This is a genomic window from Haloarcula salina (genome assembly GCF_049603855.1).
GTDB classification, from domain to species: Archaea; Halobacteriota; Halobacteria; order Halobacteriales; family Haloarculaceae; genus Haloarcula; species Haloarcula salina_A.
Genome location: NZ_CP187146.1, coordinates 636,134 through 649,899 on the forward strand (window position 1 = coordinate 636,134; position 13,766 = coordinate 649,899).

General features: G+C 66.9%; 13 protein-coding genes. 7 read left to right on the plus strand and 6 right to left on the minus strand.

Translation table 11 applies throughout. The features are described 5' to 3' along the window. Positions 1-30 precede the first annotated feature (30 nt). On the minus strand, positions 31-822 hold the full coding sequence (locus tag ACOZ4I_RS03250; protein WP_424002981.1) for an endonuclease/exonuclease/phosphatase family protein: 792 nt from the start codon (positions 820-822) through the stop codon (positions 31-33). A gap of 87 nt (positions 823-909) precedes the next feature. Between ACOZ4I_RS03250 and ACOZ4I_RS03255 the strand changes: the two genes are divergently transcribed. Then, positions 910-2,754, plus strand: a complete 1,845-nt coding sequence (locus ACOZ4I_RS03255; protein ID WP_424002983.1) for an ATP-binding protein — start codon at positions 910-912, stop codon at positions 2,752-2,754. Positions 2,755-2,894: 140 nt separating this feature from the next. After that, positions 2,895-3,326, plus strand: a complete 432-nt coding sequence (locus ACOZ4I_RS03260; protein WP_424002985.1) for a universal stress protein — start codon at positions 2,895-2,897, stop codon at positions 3,324-3,326. Here the strand turns inward: ACOZ4I_RS03260 and ACOZ4I_RS03265 are convergent, their stop codons facing one another. Further along, the gene (locus tag ACOZ4I_RS03265) at positions 3,327-3,770 is read right to left on the minus strand and encodes a universal stress protein (RefSeq protein ID WP_424002987.1); all 444 of its coding nucleotides are present in this window, start codon (positions 3,768-3,770) and stop codon (positions 3,327-3,329) included. A gap of 162 nt (positions 3,771-3,932) precedes the next feature. Between ACOZ4I_RS03265 and ACOZ4I_RS03270 the strand changes: the two genes are divergently transcribed. Then, positions 3,933-4,646 (plus strand): DUF4013 domain-containing protein, encoded by a 714-nt coding sequence (locus tag ACOZ4I_RS03270; RefSeq protein ID WP_424002989.1) that lies wholly within the window; start codon positions 3,933-3,935, stop codon positions 4,644-4,646. Here the strand turns inward: ACOZ4I_RS03270 and ACOZ4I_RS03275 are convergent. Beyond that, positions 4,643-5,743 carry a KaiC domain-containing protein gene (locus ACOZ4I_RS03275; protein ID WP_424002991.1) on the minus strand — a complete coding sequence of 367 codons (1,101 nt, stop codon included), beginning with the start codon at positions 5,741-5,743 and terminating at the stop codon, positions 4,643-4,645. The two genes, ACOZ4I_RS03270 and ACOZ4I_RS03275, sit on opposite strands and share 4 nt — an antisense overlap. Positions 5,744-5,849: 106 nt before the next feature. On the opposite strand from ACOZ4I_RS03275, the gene ACOZ4I_RS03280 reads away from it, so the two are divergent. Beyond that, positions 5,850-6,701: an NAD(+)/NADH kinase gene (locus ACOZ4I_RS03280; RefSeq protein WP_424002993.1), complete on the plus strand. Its 852-nt coding sequence runs from the start codon at positions 5,850-5,852 to the stop codon at positions 6,699-6,701. On the opposite strand, the gene ACOZ4I_RS03285 is transcribed toward ACOZ4I_RS03280, so the two are convergent. Together ACOZ4I_RS03285 and ACOZ4I_RS03290 are read right to left on the minus strand one after the other, a co-directional pair. Further along, on the minus strand, positions 6,698-6,985 hold the full coding sequence (locus ACOZ4I_RS03285) for a hypothetical protein (RefSeq protein WP_424002995.1): 288 nt from the start codon (positions 6,983-6,985) through the stop codon (positions 6,698-6,700). The genes ACOZ4I_RS03280 and ACOZ4I_RS03285 overlap by 4 nt on opposite strands. An 89-nt stretch (positions 6,986-7,074) precedes the next feature. Then, complete coding sequence (locus ACOZ4I_RS03290) at positions 7,075-7,683, minus strand: hypothetical protein (RefSeq protein WP_424002997.1); 609 nt, start codon at positions 7,681-7,683, stop codon at positions 7,075-7,077. 90 nt (positions 7,684-7,773) lie between these two features. Here ACOZ4I_RS03290 and ACOZ4I_RS03295 point away from each other — a divergent pair, with 90 nt between their 5' ends. After that, positions 7,774-8,352, plus strand: a complete 579-nt coding sequence (locus ACOZ4I_RS03295) for a response regulator (protein ID WP_424002999.1) — start codon at positions 7,774-7,776, stop codon at positions 8,350-8,352. 68 nt (positions 8,353-8,420) lie between these two features. Here ACOZ4I_RS03295 and ACOZ4I_RS03300 read toward each other — a convergent pair whose 3' ends face one another. Then, positions 8,421-9,056 carry a TetR/AcrR family transcriptional regulator gene (locus ACOZ4I_RS03300; RefSeq protein WP_424003001.1) on the minus strand — a complete coding sequence of 212 codons (636 nt, stop codon included), beginning with the start codon at positions 9,054-9,056 and terminating at the stop codon, positions 8,421-8,423. A gap of 226 nt (positions 9,057-9,282) precedes the next feature. Between ACOZ4I_RS03300 and ACOZ4I_RS03305 the strand changes: the two genes are divergently transcribed. Next, positions 9,283-11,208, plus strand: coding sequence for an NEW3 domain-containing protein (locus tag ACOZ4I_RS03305; RefSeq protein ID WP_424003003.1), 1,926 nt, complete (start codon positions 9,283-9,285; stop codon positions 11,206-11,208). Between the two features lie 3 nt (positions 11,209-11,211). Then, positions 11,212-13,728, plus strand: coding sequence for an efflux RND transporter permease subunit (locus ACOZ4I_RS03310; protein WP_424003005.1), 2,517 nt, complete (start codon positions 11,212-11,214; stop codon positions 13,726-13,728). Positions 13,729-13,766 lie beyond the last annotated feature (38 nt).

Below are 13,766 nucleotides of genomic sequence, written 5' to 3' on the forward strand. Positions count from 1 at the left end.
GCGCCCCAGTGGCAAAAGACTCTCCCCGTCTCAGCGGTCGAAGTCGACGACGACGGGCAGGTGGTCCGAGCCGAAGTGATCGTCGTCGCGGTCGGCCAGCACCGCCCGCACGGCGACCGAGAGGTCCTCGCTGACGAAGACGTGGTCGATGCCCATCTCCGGGAGCAGGTCGTGGAAGTCGGTCCGGCTCGTCGTCGGGCCATGGGTCGCGGCGGCTACGTCACGGGCGTCTTCGAGCGCCCGGCCGTCCGGGAGCGTGTGCCCATCTGCGTGCTCGTGGGCCGGTTCGCCGACGACGCAGTTGAAGTCGCCTGTCACGACCGCCGGGGTCTCGCCGACGACCTCGTCGAGGCGGTCGAGGACGAGGTCGATGCCCTCGACGCGCGCCCGCTCCCCGGTGTGGTCGAGGTGAGTGTTCAGACACACGACCGACTCGTCGGTGTCACGGTCCCGGAGCCGCGCCCACGTCGCCACCCGCGGGTAGCTCGCATCCCAGCCGAGGCTGTGTGGCTCGTCCGGGCGCTCGGAGAGCCAGAAGGTGTCGGTCGCCTCGCAGGCGAAGCGCTCGGTCCGGTAGCCGATGGCCGTGTGCTCGCCGCCGGCGTCGACGCTGTCGCGCGGGTCGCCGACCCACTCGTAGCTCGGCAGCAGCGACTCCAGTTCCCGGAGCTGGTGGGCCATCGCCTCCTGGATGCCGATCACGTCCGGGTCGTGGTAGCGAACGATAGACGCCACCAGTCGTCGTCGGTGCGGCCACGCGTCCAGTCCGTCCCCGGCGGTGTCGTACCGCACGTTGTACGACATCACCCGCGTCCGCTTCATACTCGCTCGTCGACACCCGGATGGGTAAGGCTTCACTTTCGCCGCGCTGGGGAAAGGTGTTAATCCCCGGCTGTCTTCGTCTGTCGTATGTCCGACCTCGGGGATTTCACCGATTTCGACGGCGACGACGGCGCAGACGAGACGGACGACGCGGACGAGACGGACGACGCGGCGTCTGCTGACCCCGCCGACGACGAGCAAGTGCGGACCGAGCCGACGCAGTCCACCGACGACTTCGAGGAGATCGACGTCGACCCGGCCGGCGCGGACAGCGGTCTCGGCGTCCTCTCGGCGTCCGACGGCCTCCGCATCAGCGAGGAGGACGACGAGTGCGTCTTGCGGGCCTACGTCACCGCACGGAACCGCTCGCGGGTCCGTATCGGGAAGTACCTGCTCGTCCCGTATCCCGATGGAGAACGCCTGTTCTGTCGCATCAAGTCCCTGGAGTACGCCCAGGAGTTCCGGGCCGACGACGCGACCGAGATCCACGCCCGGCGCGCGATGCGCGAGCGGGGAATCGACGAGCGCGACTTCAAGTTCATCGCGGAGCTGGAGCCGGTCGCGGTCCTCTACAGCGACGGCGGCGACCTCAAGCGGCGGATGACCGACCGCGTCCCCAAGCCGGAGACCATCGTCCGCGAGGCCACCGACAAGTCCGAGATCAAGACCGGGCTGAAGATGCCCGAGGACGGCGTCTTCCTCGGCCACCTCTCCGTCGGCGGCGAGAAGGTCCAGACAGCGGCGGAGCCGCCGACCATCGACTATCGGCTGAAAGACGACTACGAGGCCGGCGACCCGCTCGTGTTCCGCCACACGCTCGTCGCCGGGGGGACCGGGTCGGGAAAGACCCACTCCTCGAAGAACGTCCTCCGGCAGTACCTCGGGCGGACCTACGCGATGGGCGACGGCCGGACGCCCGAACTCGCCGTCGTCCAGTTCGACCCGCAGGACGAGTACGCCCAGATGCACGACGACAACCCCGCGATGACCGACGAGTTCGAGCGCCGTTGCGAGCGCGAGGGCGTCGCTCACGGCGGCTACGACGACACCATCGCCTTCGTCCCGAAGGTCGCCGGAGCCGACTACAACGTCAGCCACCACCGGGCCGAGCAGGTGGAGTTCACGGTCCCGTTCTCGCTGGTCTACGAGAACCCGTGGCTGATCGCCGGCTCCAGCCTGAACGACAACCAGTACGGCGCGCTCGTGAACACGCTCCTCCCGCGGTTCAGACACGAGTACGGCTCCGGCGGCACGTACGAGCAGTTCCGGAGCTTCCTCGGCGATCCGGCGCTCAGGGAGGAACTCGACGAGGCTGGCGACGTACACGAGGCCACCTTCGACGCGATCAAGCGCCGCGTCCAGGGCTTCGGTGCCGTCTTCGATCAGGACGCCCGCCCCATCACCGAGCAGATCTCGCAGTTCGTCCGCGACGGCGGGCTGACGGTGATCCCGACGTACCACATCACCGACTCGCGGACGGCCTCGACGGTCGTGCTGGCCGTCTCCAGCCTGCTCATCGACGAGAAGCTCTCGAACGACCCAACCTACGACCGCATCAAGGAGACGCCGCTCGTCCTGGGGATGGACGAGGCCCACAACTTCCTCACCGACGCCGACAGCGTCCAGGCCCGGAAGGTCATCGGGAAGTTCACCGAGGCCGCCAAACAGGGCCGCAAAGAGCGCCTCGGTCTGTACCTCATCACGCAGGACCCCCAGGACATCGCCGACCCGGTGTTCAAGCAGATCAACACGACGATGGTGCTCAACCTCGGCGACGAGGACGCGATCAAGGCCGTGAACATCCCGAGCAACCTCGAATCGAAGGTGCCGTACATGGAGAAGGGCCAGCGCGTCGTCTACTCGCCCGACAACTCCGAGCCGGTGGAACTCATCGGCCTCTCGACCTGCGTGACACGCCACGGGCGGGACTGAGCGCGTCCACCTCCGCTCGGCCGCTGGCCCGTCCGACGACCGCGGCCGCTGGCCCGTCCGACGACCGCGGCCGCTGGCTCGCCGTCGGCCGGTTCTCCCGCGGCCGAAGATTCAAAACGTCCGCCCGTGGAAGTTTGAGTATGGGCAAGCGAATCCTCGTCGCCGTCGACAGCTCGGAACAGGCCTCCGAGGCCTGTTCGTTCGCCGCCGAAGAGCACCCGGACGCCACCCTCGTCCTGCTGCACGTCATCAACCCCGCCGAGGCCGGCTACAGCGCCGAGGCGTCGATCCCCTCGTTCTCCGAGGAGTGGTACGAACAGCAGGAGGCCGCCGCCGAGTCGCTGTTCGACGACCTGGAGGCGACGGCGACCGAGGCCGGCGTCGAGACCGTCGAGCGCGTCCTCGAAGTGGGGCGGCCGACGCAGGTGATCGTCGACTACGCCGAGGACAACGACATCGACCAGATCGTCATGGGCAGCCACGGTCGCGCCGGCATGTCCCGTATCCTCCTGGGCAGCGTCGCCGAGATCGTGGTCCGTCGCGCGTCTGTTCCAGTGACCGTCGTCAGGTAGTCACGCGTGGCGGACGATGTGAACGTCGTACTGCGGGTCTTCGGAGACCGGTGAGCCGACGCTGGAGACCGGGGTCGAGACGCGACCGGCGTTCTCGCTCCCGACGAACACGATCGACGCGTCGACCTCGTTGGCGATCTGTCGGATCGTTCGAACCACGTCCGTCGTGATCGAGGCCATCGAACTCACGTCCTCGGGGACCTCGTGGCGGAACGAGGCCCCGGGCGCGATGGACTCCACTTGCTCGGCCATCCGGTCGGCGATGGCCCCGATGTCGAACGGGTCGTTCGCGTCGAGCCAGCCGCGTTCCAGTGCGTACTCGGGTTCGTCGGGAATCACCGTCAGCGCGAGCACGTCCTCGTTCCGGTAGGTTGCGAACTCCGTCGCACGCTCCAGTGCGGTACGAGAGAGGTCGGACCCGTCGAAGGGTACGAGCAGTACCATACCTCACCTGTCACCCGGTCGTGGTTTAATTGTTTCCGGGGCGTTCGCCGATCGCGGCTCGCGTCGACGCACCCCCCGATCGTCCCCCGTCCTGCGGTAAGCTGAACGAACGTCTCGACAGGGAGTCTGTAACTAAACGCCTTCGGTGTGTCAAAACATACCATGGATTCGATAGGTGACTCGCTCCGGTATCCCATGGAAGACGAGGACTGGCTGACGACCGTCGTCATCGGTGGTATCCTGACGCTACTGGGCGTGTTCTTCATCCCGATACTGCCGGTGTACGGGTACGTGGTCAAGGCAATCCGCGAGCGGGCATCGGGGGCCACCCAGCCGCCGGAGTTCGGCGACTGGGGCGACCTGTTCGTCGACGGGATCAAGGCCTGGGTCATCGGCGCGGTGTACATGCTGATCCCCGGCATCGTCGCGGCGGTCGTCGTCGGCGGGAGCCTCATCTCGATCATGACCGGGACCCGGGCCGGCGTCGGTGCGGGGATGGCCGGTCTCCTCGGGGGCCTCCTGCTCTCGGCCGTACTCTCGCTCGTGTTCGGGTACGTCGCGGTTGCGGCTATCGTGCACTTCGCGGTGACTGACGAACTGAGTGCGGCGTTCGACTTCGGGACGCTCCGCCGGCTCGCGCTCTCCTCGGAGTACGCGACGGCGTGGCTGTTGTCGGTCGTGCTGTTCGTCGGGGCCAACATCGCGGTGAATCTCTTCAACGTCATCCCGTTCGTCGGCTCGCTCATCGCGGGCGTGCTCACCGCGTTCGCCACGTTCTACGTGGCGGTCGTCGCGACGGACCTCTGGGCCAGCGGCTACAACGCCGCGCTCGAAGACGGCGACGAGGCGGAATCGGTCGGGACGGCCCCGGTCTAGAAGATATTCGCCTGCTGATAGACCGAGATCCCGTCGTTCGTGATCTCGTAGGGCTTGGTCTCCCGCGAGTGGTTCGCGTTCCGAATCTTCAGAATCTCGACCGCGAGGCGCGTCTCGCTGGTCTCGGTGCGGACGTACTGGAGGATGAACACGGCGTCGGTCAGGTACTCGATGATGCCGTGTCTGGACGCGTAGGGGTTGTCCTCGCTGGCCTCGGAGACGAGCATCGTCGTCACGCCGGCCCGCTTCAGCGAGCGGGTGAAGTCGAACACCTCGGTCCGCCGCCGCGCCTGGTCGTCGTACATCATCTCCAGCAGCGAGACGGAGTCCAGTACCAGTCGGTCCGCGCCGAAGTCCTCGATGAGCGACGGGAGTTCGCCGCGGATGTTGTCGAGGCTGTTGGCCATCTCCACGGGGTCGAGGTCGACGACCGCCAACTGGCCGTTCCGCTCGTATTCCTCGAAGTTCCAGTCGCGGTCACTCGCGGTGTCCATGATCGCTTCGTGTGACTGTTCGAGGGTGAGAAACACCGCGTTCTCGCCGTTCTGGAGGCCGTGGTGGAGGAACTGCAGCCCAAAGGTGGTCTTCCCGGTCCCGGCCGAGCCGACGGTGACCATGAGGTGGCGCTCGGGAATCCCGCCCTGTATCATCTGGTCGAGTCCCTCGATGCCGATGTCCACCCGCGGGATGTCGGAGTCGAACTCCTCTTCGAAGTCCCCGCCGCCGCTACTCGCGCCGCTGCCAGCGGCCTCGAACGCGGTGGCGAAGTCGTCCTCGAAGAGTCCGCCGCCGTCGCTGCCGTTCCCTTCGTCGTCGAAGGGACTGCCGTCTTCGCTGTCGCTGAAGGGACTGCCGTCTTCGCTGTCGCTGAAGGGACTGCCGTCTTCGCTGTCGCTGAAGGGACTGCCGTCTTCGCTGTCGCTGAAGGGACTGTCTGTGTCGCCCTCGAACGGACTGCCAGACTCGGTTTCGTCGTCGACTCCCCCCAGCGAGTCGACCGTCGTCGGCTCGGCGTCGTCGCTCTCGTCGCTCGACGCGGATTCGTCGTCGAGCGCGCTCTCGAACCAGTCGTCGTCTGACGTGTCGTCCTCGCTCATACGCCCTGCCCCCGACGCGAACGGCCCATGAGGTCGAATACTCGTGCGGACGGATATAATTGCCGTCGTGGTGGGTTTATGTACGCCCGGTGGAAAGCCCCGGACGATGACTGTCGGTATCGTCGCTCAACGCGACAACGACCGGGCCCTCTCGCTCGCGAGCACGCTGTCGGATCGGCTGCGGGCCACGTCCGCGTCGGTCGTCGTCGACGAGACGACCGCCGGCGAGGCGGACGACCACGAGGCGTGGGACGCGGCGGCCCCCGACGCCGCACCCGTCGACGAGATGGCCGACTGCGAACTGGTCGTGAGTATCGGCGGCGACGGGACCTTCCTGTACGCGGCCCGCGGTGCGGGGTCGACGCCGCTCATGGGCGTGAACCTCGGCGAGGTCGGCTTCTTGAACGCCATCGCTCCCGAGGAGGCCGTCGAGACGGTCGTCGCCGAGGTCGAACACATCCAGAAGACCGGGAGCGCCCGGACGCGCGCCATGCCCCGGCTCCGGGCCAGCGGCGAGGACTGGTCGCTCGCGCCGGCGCTGAACGAGGTCGTCGTGCAGGGGACGCGCCGGGGCCACGGCGGCGGCGCGACCGTCGACGTCTACGTCGACGACTCGCTGTACGCCAGCGGGCACGCCGACGGCGTGCTCGTGGCGACGCCGACCGGTTCGACGGCGTACAATCTCAGCGAGGGCGGCCCGCTCGTCCACCCCGACGTGTCGGGGCTGGTCGTCACGGGGATGGCCGACGAAGCGGGAACGCGGCCGCTCGTCGTCGACGTCGACAGCGAGGTCGCGGTCGAACTCTCCGACGCCGACAGCGGCGTCGTCGTCAGCGACGGTCGAGTCCGAAAAGACGTCTCGCCACCCGTCAGGGTGACGCTCTCGCGTGCGAGCGAACCGGTCCGCCTCGCCGGTCCACCGCTGGATTTCTTCACCGCGCTGGACAAATTGGCCTAACGGCGGCCAACGGCGAACAGCACGGGCGCGAGCACGATCAGGACGATGCCGAACACCTTGTACTGGAACGCGGACGCGAGGAGGCTCCCGGCGTTCGGCTCCATCGCCGAGGTCGGCGTAATCAAGAGCAACGCGCCGAGCGCGACGGTGTGAAGCCCGAGCATTCGGAGCGATCGTTGCGGGAGAATGGCCACGAGGCCGCCCACGAATCCGAGTAACAGGACATCACCGATGGTGTAGTTCAGCAGGAAGCTGTCGATGACTTGCAGCGGTGGCGCGAGCATTCCTATCCAGATTCTCGCTCTGACGGAATCTTTAAAGTTCCGTTACGCTACCGCCTCGTTGTCGTCACCTGTCCGCCGGCCCCGGCCGCTCAGTCGGCGGCTCCCCCGATCGGCGTCAACAGGAGGTAGCCGGTCGCCGACTCGCCGACGGTGCGCAGTCGAAAGCGGGTCGGCTCGTCCGGGGCCGTCGAGAGCACGACTGTGTCGAGATCCTCGTCGCGGACCGTCTCGGCGTCCACCTCGTCGATGCCGGCCACGAGGAGCGCCTCCGAGAGGGCGGTCCCGCCGACCCGGTCGGCCGGCACGTCGAACGCGGCCCCGAAGGCTTCGTTGGCCGCCCGAACGACCGGGCCGTGCCCCTCGTCGGCGACGTACAGGACCGGATCCGGGTGAGACTCGAAGAGGTCGGCCGGCTGCGGGTCCGGGGTCGTATCGGTGTCCGACGACACCGTCACCGTCTCGTCGGCGCTCTCGCCGTCGTCGGTGGCGATGAGGTACGACACGCCGCCGAGGCCACCGCCCATGGCGAGACCGAGACCGACGGTGGCCTCCTGGGTGAGCCCCAGTCCGGCGACCGACTGGACGACCAGCGCGACGGTCGCAACGAATATCGCTCCCGCGCCGATCCACCCGACCGCGGCCGCAAGACTCCCGAGGCGGTGCGTTCCACTCCCGGTTCCCCCCGACTCTCCATCCATCAGTTGATTTTCTACGGGCCACCGGTTAACACTTTTCGAGAACGATTCGCCGATAAAACATATACGCGCGAACGCCCTATTCGTACTGTCGTGTCACGAGCTACATCCGGCCAACCCCACGTTCTCATCGTGGACGACGAGCACGACGTCGCCGACACCCAGGCGCTGAAGCTCGACCACCACTACGAGACGACCGTCGTCTACGGCGGAGCGGCGGCGCTCGACACCGCCGGCCCGGAGTTCGACGCGATTCTCCTCGACCGCCGGATGCCGGACGTGCACGGGGACGAGGTACTGGCCCGCCTCCGCGAACGAGGCTACGACGGCGTGGTGATCATGCTGACCGCCGTCGACCCGGACCTGAACATCCTGGAGATGGCATTCGACGACTACCTCCAGAAACCGGTCGAGCAGTCGACGCTGGTCGCGGCGCTCGAACAGCACCTCGACCGGTCCGGCGAGGACGACCGGCTCGACGAGTACTTCGAGATTACGTCGAAGCTGGCTGTGCTGGAACGGGAGAAGTCCGCGCGCCAGCTCGAATCCAGCGCGGAGTACACGGCGCTCGAAGAGCGTGCCGCGGAACTCGAAGCACGCCTCGAAGCGGAACACGACGACTTCGAGGAACTCGTGGAGACGCACCGCTCGATCAGTCGCGGGTCAGTCTGAGCGAGCGGGCCCGACCTGCGTCATCGCACATGCGAGGGGCACGACGGCAGTGTACTCAGAATTTCGACTCAGTCGTCGCCGGGCACGTCCTCGACGACGAGGTGCTGTTCGATGTACTCGTCGATGGTCTCGCGAATCTCGGCGGCCGGGTCGTCGTCACGCGTCGCGTGCTGGAGGATGGCTCCGTGCAGAATCGTCAGCAGCATCTGGGAGGTCCGCTCCGGGTCGACGTCGGCGAACTCGCCCTGCTCGATCCCGTCACGGATGAGCCGCTCGAACCGCTTTGCGAACTGCTCGTCCGTCTCGGTGTACTTCTCGCGGAACTCGGCGTTGTGGACGGCCTGCGCGCGAAGTTCGACGAGCGACCGGAGCACCGCGTCTTTCTCCGGCATCTCGCCGTAATCGGGGAGGTCGTCGAGGATGAGACCGAGGAACGTCTTGAGATCCTGCTCCGGGTCGCCGGTCGATTCGAGCTGGACGATCCGATCGAACTGCGCGAGCATGAACTCCTGAAACGACAGCAGGAGGTCTTCCTTCCCGTCGAAGTGGTGATAGAACGTGGACTTGCTGAGATCGGCCTCGTCTGCGATTCGCTGAATCGAGAGTCCGGCGTATCCGTATTCCTGCAGGGCACAGAACGTGGCCCGCATTATCGCTTCGTGGGAGTTCTCCGGGTCCCCGGCGAACGGAATACCATCACTCATCCCGACCGAATATTCGGTCGGTACCTATATACCTTCCTACTGTGCGCGAACCACAACGTTGATAGATGACCGAACGTTCGTTCGACGTACAGAGTCGGAGTAGCGTTCGGTCCGAACGGGGGTGGTCGAATCCGTGGCCGTTCCAGTGACCGACGCACCGACTGAACCACCGATTCACAACCATGGAACGCCCGAACCGCTCCCACAATCGCCTGTGTCCCCACGCATGAACCTACGCACTATCGCCACGCTGGCAGTCGTCGCAATGCTCCTCGGATCAGGGACCGCGCTCGCCGCCGTCACCGGCAGTCCCGACTTCGATGCAACCTTCGTCGACAACACCGTCGCGCCCGGCGAGGAGACGACGCTCGACGTCGTCCTCGTCAACAGCGGGACGGTCGACTCCGGGCCGTCCTCGCAGTCCGTCACGACGAGCGAGGTGACGACCGCCCGCGGCACGACGGTCAACGTCAAGGACGGTGATGCACCCATCACCGTGACGACCAACAAGCAGGCCGTCGGCTCCGTTCCCGTCGGCAAGACCGAGCCCATCGCCTTCGACATCAGCGTCAAAGAGGACGCCAAGCCCGGGACCTACACGGTGCCCGTCGTCGTCAAGTACGAGTACACGAGCTACATCTCCGAGAACGACGGCACGCGCGACGAAGACACGGCCACCGAGCGGATCGAACTCGACCTCGAAATCGACGACGACGCGGCGTTCGACGTCGTGTCCGTCGACTCCGGGGCGCGCGTCGGCTCGACCGGGACGGTCGCCGTCACCGTCGAGAACACCGGCGACAAGGCCGCGAGCGACGCCTCGGTGACGCTGGAATCGACGAACTCCGAACTCACCATCGGCGGCGACACCAGCAGTTCACGGTTCGTCGACACCTGGGAGTCCGGCGAGCAGCGGACCCTCCGCTACCGCGTCACGGCGAGCCAGGACACCAGAGCCGAGCCGTATCAGTTCGACCTCCAGGTCGACTTCGACGACACCGACGGCGTCCGCAAGCAGGCCACCGCCGCTTCGATCGGTGTCACGCCCGCCCGCGAGCAGACGTTCTCCGTCCGCGGCGTCGAGAGCAGCGTCGCCGTCGACGACTCCGGGACGTACAACGTCACCTTCCGCAACGACGGTCCCGTCACCGTGCGCGACGCGACCGTGTCGCTGACGTCACAGAGCAGCGAGATCACGTTCGGCGAGTCCGAGTCCGCCTCCCAGTACGTCGGGACCTGGGAACCGGGCGAGACGCGGACCGTCAGCGTCGAGGCGTCGGCCAGCGGCGACGCATCGGTCCGAGGGTACGCCATCTCCGCGTCCGTCGGCTACACCGACCCGGAGGGCGACTCGGGAGCCGACGAGAACATCGCTCTCGGCCTCCGGCCCGAACCCGAGCAGTCGTTCGCCCTCGAGAACGTCCAGTCGACGCTACGTGCTGGTGACGACGGGACGCTCGAAGCCTCGCTGACGAACACCGGCGATCAGCCGGTGCGCAACGTCGTCCTCCACTGGACGAGCGACCACCGGAACATCTCGCCGAAGGTGACCCAGTACGCCGTCGGCAACCTCGAACCGGGCGAGTCCGCCACCGTCTCGTTCGACGCCGACGTGTCCGACAACGCCAACGCCGGCCCCCGGCAGTTCGACTTCGTCGCCAACTACCGCAACAACGAGGGCGACAAGCGCGAGAGCGACACCATCGAGGTCCAGCAGAACGTCGCGGGAAGCGCCGACGAGTTCGACCTCGAAACGTCGAACACCTCGGTCAACGTCGGCGGCTCCGGCACCTTCGACGTGACCATCACGAACCGGGCCAACGAGACGCTGACCAACATCGAGGCGAAACTGTTCGCCGAGTCGCCGATCTCGGTCGACGACGATCAGGCGTTCGTCAACGCCCTCGAACCGGGCGAGTCCGCGACCATCGAGTTCGGCATCAGCGCGAGCGGCGGCGCGATGACCAAGGACTACCCCGTCTCGATCGACTTCCAGTACGAGGAACCCGACGGTGATACGCCGGTGTCGGACACGTACCGGCTTCCGATCTCCGTGACCAACGCCGGCGGTGGCGGCACCCCGCTGACCGCGATCATCGGCGTCGCCATCGTCGCCGTCCTCGCCATCGGCGGCTACTTCAGGTTCCGCTGACGCATGGACTACCAGCGCTACATCGACTGGGCCGACGACCGCATCGTCAACGACTCACGGCGGGTGGTCATCACCTTCCTGGTCGTGACGGTGGTCTTCAGCGCCGGTCTCGGGAGCGTCTCGACCAACGCCGGAACGTCGCAGTTCACGACGGACCTCCCGGCCGAGGAGGCGTTCACTCGCGTCAACGAGGAGTTCTCCCCGACGTTCTCACCGGACACCGGGAGCACACAACTCATCCAGCGAGAGACGAACGTCCTCTCGAAGCCGGCGCTGTTGCGGATGCTCGAGTCACAACATCGGGTCGAGCAACACCCGAGCCTCCGGGTCACGTCGACCTCCAGCGCGGCCGGGATCGTCGCTCAGGAACTGGATCCCAACGCGACGACGACTGAACAGCAGATCAACGCCGTCGAGTCCGCGACGAGTAGCGAAATCGACGCGGCCGTCCGCAGTGCCGCCGAGGAGAGTCCGCGGTTCACGTCGCTGCTGAGCACCGACTTCAACCGACGGTCCGCCACGGCGTCGGCGACAATCGGCGTCGTCACCCACGAGGTCCCGGCGGGCATCTCCTCGGGGTCCGGCCAGGGCGGTTCGAGCCCGCTGACGAGCATCCAGAAACAGGCGGACTTCACGATCCAGTCTGCAGCCCACGGGAGTATCACGGTCTTCGGGAGTGGCATCGTCGCCGAGGAGTTCTCGAGCGTCGTCGTCGATTCGCTCATCCTCACCGTCCCCGCGGCCGTGCTGTTCATCCTCCTGTTCCTGATGATCGCCTACCGCGACCTGGCGGACATGGCGCTCGGGTTGCTCGCGCTGTTCATGGCCGTCATCTGGACGTTCGGCTTCATGGGGCTCGCGGGAATTCCCTTCTCGCAGATGCTCATCGCCGTGCCGCCGCTGTTGCTCGCGGTCGGCATCGACTTCGGCATCCACGCGGTCAACCGCTACCGCGAGGAGCGGGCCGACGGCGAGTCCGTCGCGACCTCGATGCGGATCACGACCGACCAGCTGCTGGTCGCGTTCTTCATCGTCACCGGGACGACCGTCATCGGCTTCGCGGCCAACCTCACCAGTTCGCTGCCGCCCATTCAGGACTTCGGGTACGTCGCCTCCGTCGGGATCACGTTCACCTTCTTCATCTTCGGCGTCTTCCTGCCCGCCGCGAAGGTGGAACTGGATCGCCTCCGCCAGCGCTACCCCATCCCCACGTTCAGCGAGAGTCCGCTCGGCTCCGAGGGGTCGGCCCTCGGAGGCGTCCTGCGCGGCGGCGTCGTCATCGCCGAGCGGACGCCGGTCGTCTTCCTGCTGATCATCCTGGTCACCACCGCCGGCGCGGGCTACTACGCCACCGGCGTCTCCACGTCGTTCACCCAGGAGGACTTCCTCCCGCCCGAGGAGAACCCCGACTTCGTCGAGGCGCTCCCCGAGCCGTTCGCGCCGAACGACTACACCGTCACGGGGGTGTTGAACTACCTGGAGGACAACTTCGCCACGACGCAGTCCAGTCAGGCGACGGTATACGTGGAGGGGCCGATGCGACAGGACTCGGCGCTCGAACAGATGTACCGGGCGGGCGACGACCCGCCCGAGTCGTTCGTCCGCGAGGACGGTCGGGCCGACTCGACCTCCATCGTGACGGTCATTCAGGACCGCGCTGCGGAGGACCCCGAGTTCCGCCGCCTCGTCGAGCGAAACGACCGTAACGACAACGGCGTCCCCGACGACAACCTCGAAACGATCTACGAGTACCTGCTGGACTCCTCGTCGCGAGAGCGGACCCTGAACTACCTCTCCGAGGACTACCGGAGCGCGCGCGTCGTCTACACCGTCGAGTCCGACGCCAGCGACTCCGCGGTGACCGCCGACACCCGCGAGGTGGCCGAGGACTTCCGGTACGAGGCCACCGCGACCGGGTCGATCGTCGTCTTCCAGGCCGTCGCCGACCTGATCTTCGAGTCGGCCATCCAGTCGCTGGCCATCGCGCTGGCCGGGGCGTCGGTCTTCCTCGTCCTGATCTACTACGTCCTGGAGGGGCGGCCGTCGCTCGGTCTCGCGAACGTCGTCCCGGTCGTCGTCACGGTCGCCTGGCTGGCCGGCACCATGCGCGTCCTCAGTATCCCGTTCAACGCGCTCACGGCGACGATGCTCGCCATCACCATCGGGCTGGGCGTGGACTACTCGGTCCACGTCACCCACCGCTTCGCAGACGAGTACGCCGAGAACGATCTCGAAACGGCGCTGGACCGCACGGTCCGCGGGACCGGCGGCGCGCTGTTCAGCAGCATGCTCACGACGGTGTTCGGAATCGGCGTCCTCGCGCTGGCGGTGTTCCCCGCTATCGGGCAGTTCGGCATCCTGACGGCGCTGTCCATCGCCTACGCCTTCCTCTCGTCCCTGCTGGTGCTCCCCTCGGTGCTGGTCGTCTGGGATCGCCTGTTCAACGCGCAGGGCTCGATCGGCGACCTGTTCTCGTTCGGCGAGGCCCGCCGGCCCGAACCGATCGACGGCGACGACTGAGACGGAGCCCGGACGGACGGGGGCACTCCTCTCGCGCG

Coding starts and splice junctions, on each gene's coding strand:
- ACOZ4I_RS03250 (WP_424002981.1), bottom strand. CDS start 822: ATGAAGCGGACGCGGGTGATGTCGTACAACGTGCGGTACGACACCGCC.
- ACOZ4I_RS03255 (WP_424002983.1), top strand. CDS start 910: ATGTCCGACCTCGGGGATTTCACCGATTTCGACGGCGACGACGGCGCA.
- ACOZ4I_RS03260 (WP_424002985.1), top strand. CDS start 2,895: ATGGGCAAGCGAATCCTCGTCGCCGTCGACAGCTCGGAACAGGCCTCC.
- ACOZ4I_RS03265 (WP_424002987.1), bottom strand. CDS start 3,770: ATGGTACTGCTCGTACCCTTCGACGGGTCCGACCTCTCTCGTACCGCA.
- ACOZ4I_RS03270 (WP_424002989.1), top strand. CDS start 3,933: ATGGATTCGATAGGTGACTCGCTCCGGTATCCCATGGAAGACGAGGAC.
- ACOZ4I_RS03275 (WP_424002991.1), bottom strand. CDS start 5,743: ATGAGCGAGGACGACACGTCAGACGACGACTGGTTCGAGAGCGCGCTC.
- ACOZ4I_RS03280 (WP_424002993.1), top strand. CDS start 5,850: ATGACTGTCGGTATCGTCGCTCAACGCGACAACGACCGGGCCCTCTCG.
- ACOZ4I_RS03285 (WP_424002995.1), bottom strand. CDS start 6,985: ATGCTCGCGCCACCGCTGCAAGTCATCGACAGCTTCCTGCTGAACTAC.
- ACOZ4I_RS03290 (WP_424002997.1), bottom strand. CDS start 7,683: ATGGATGGAGAGTCGGGGGGAACCGGGAGTGGAACGCACCGCCTCGGG.
- ACOZ4I_RS03300 (WP_424003001.1), bottom strand. CDS start 9,056: ATGAGTGATGGTATTCCGTTCGCCGGGGACCCGGAGAACTCCCACGAA.
- ACOZ4I_RS03305 (WP_424003003.1), top strand. CDS start 9,283: ATGAACCTACGCACTATCGCCACGCTGGCAGTCGTCGCAATGCTCCTC.
- ACOZ4I_RS03310 (WP_424003005.1), top strand. CDS start 11,212: ATGGACTACCAGCGCTACATCGACTGGGCCGACGACCGCATCGTCAAC.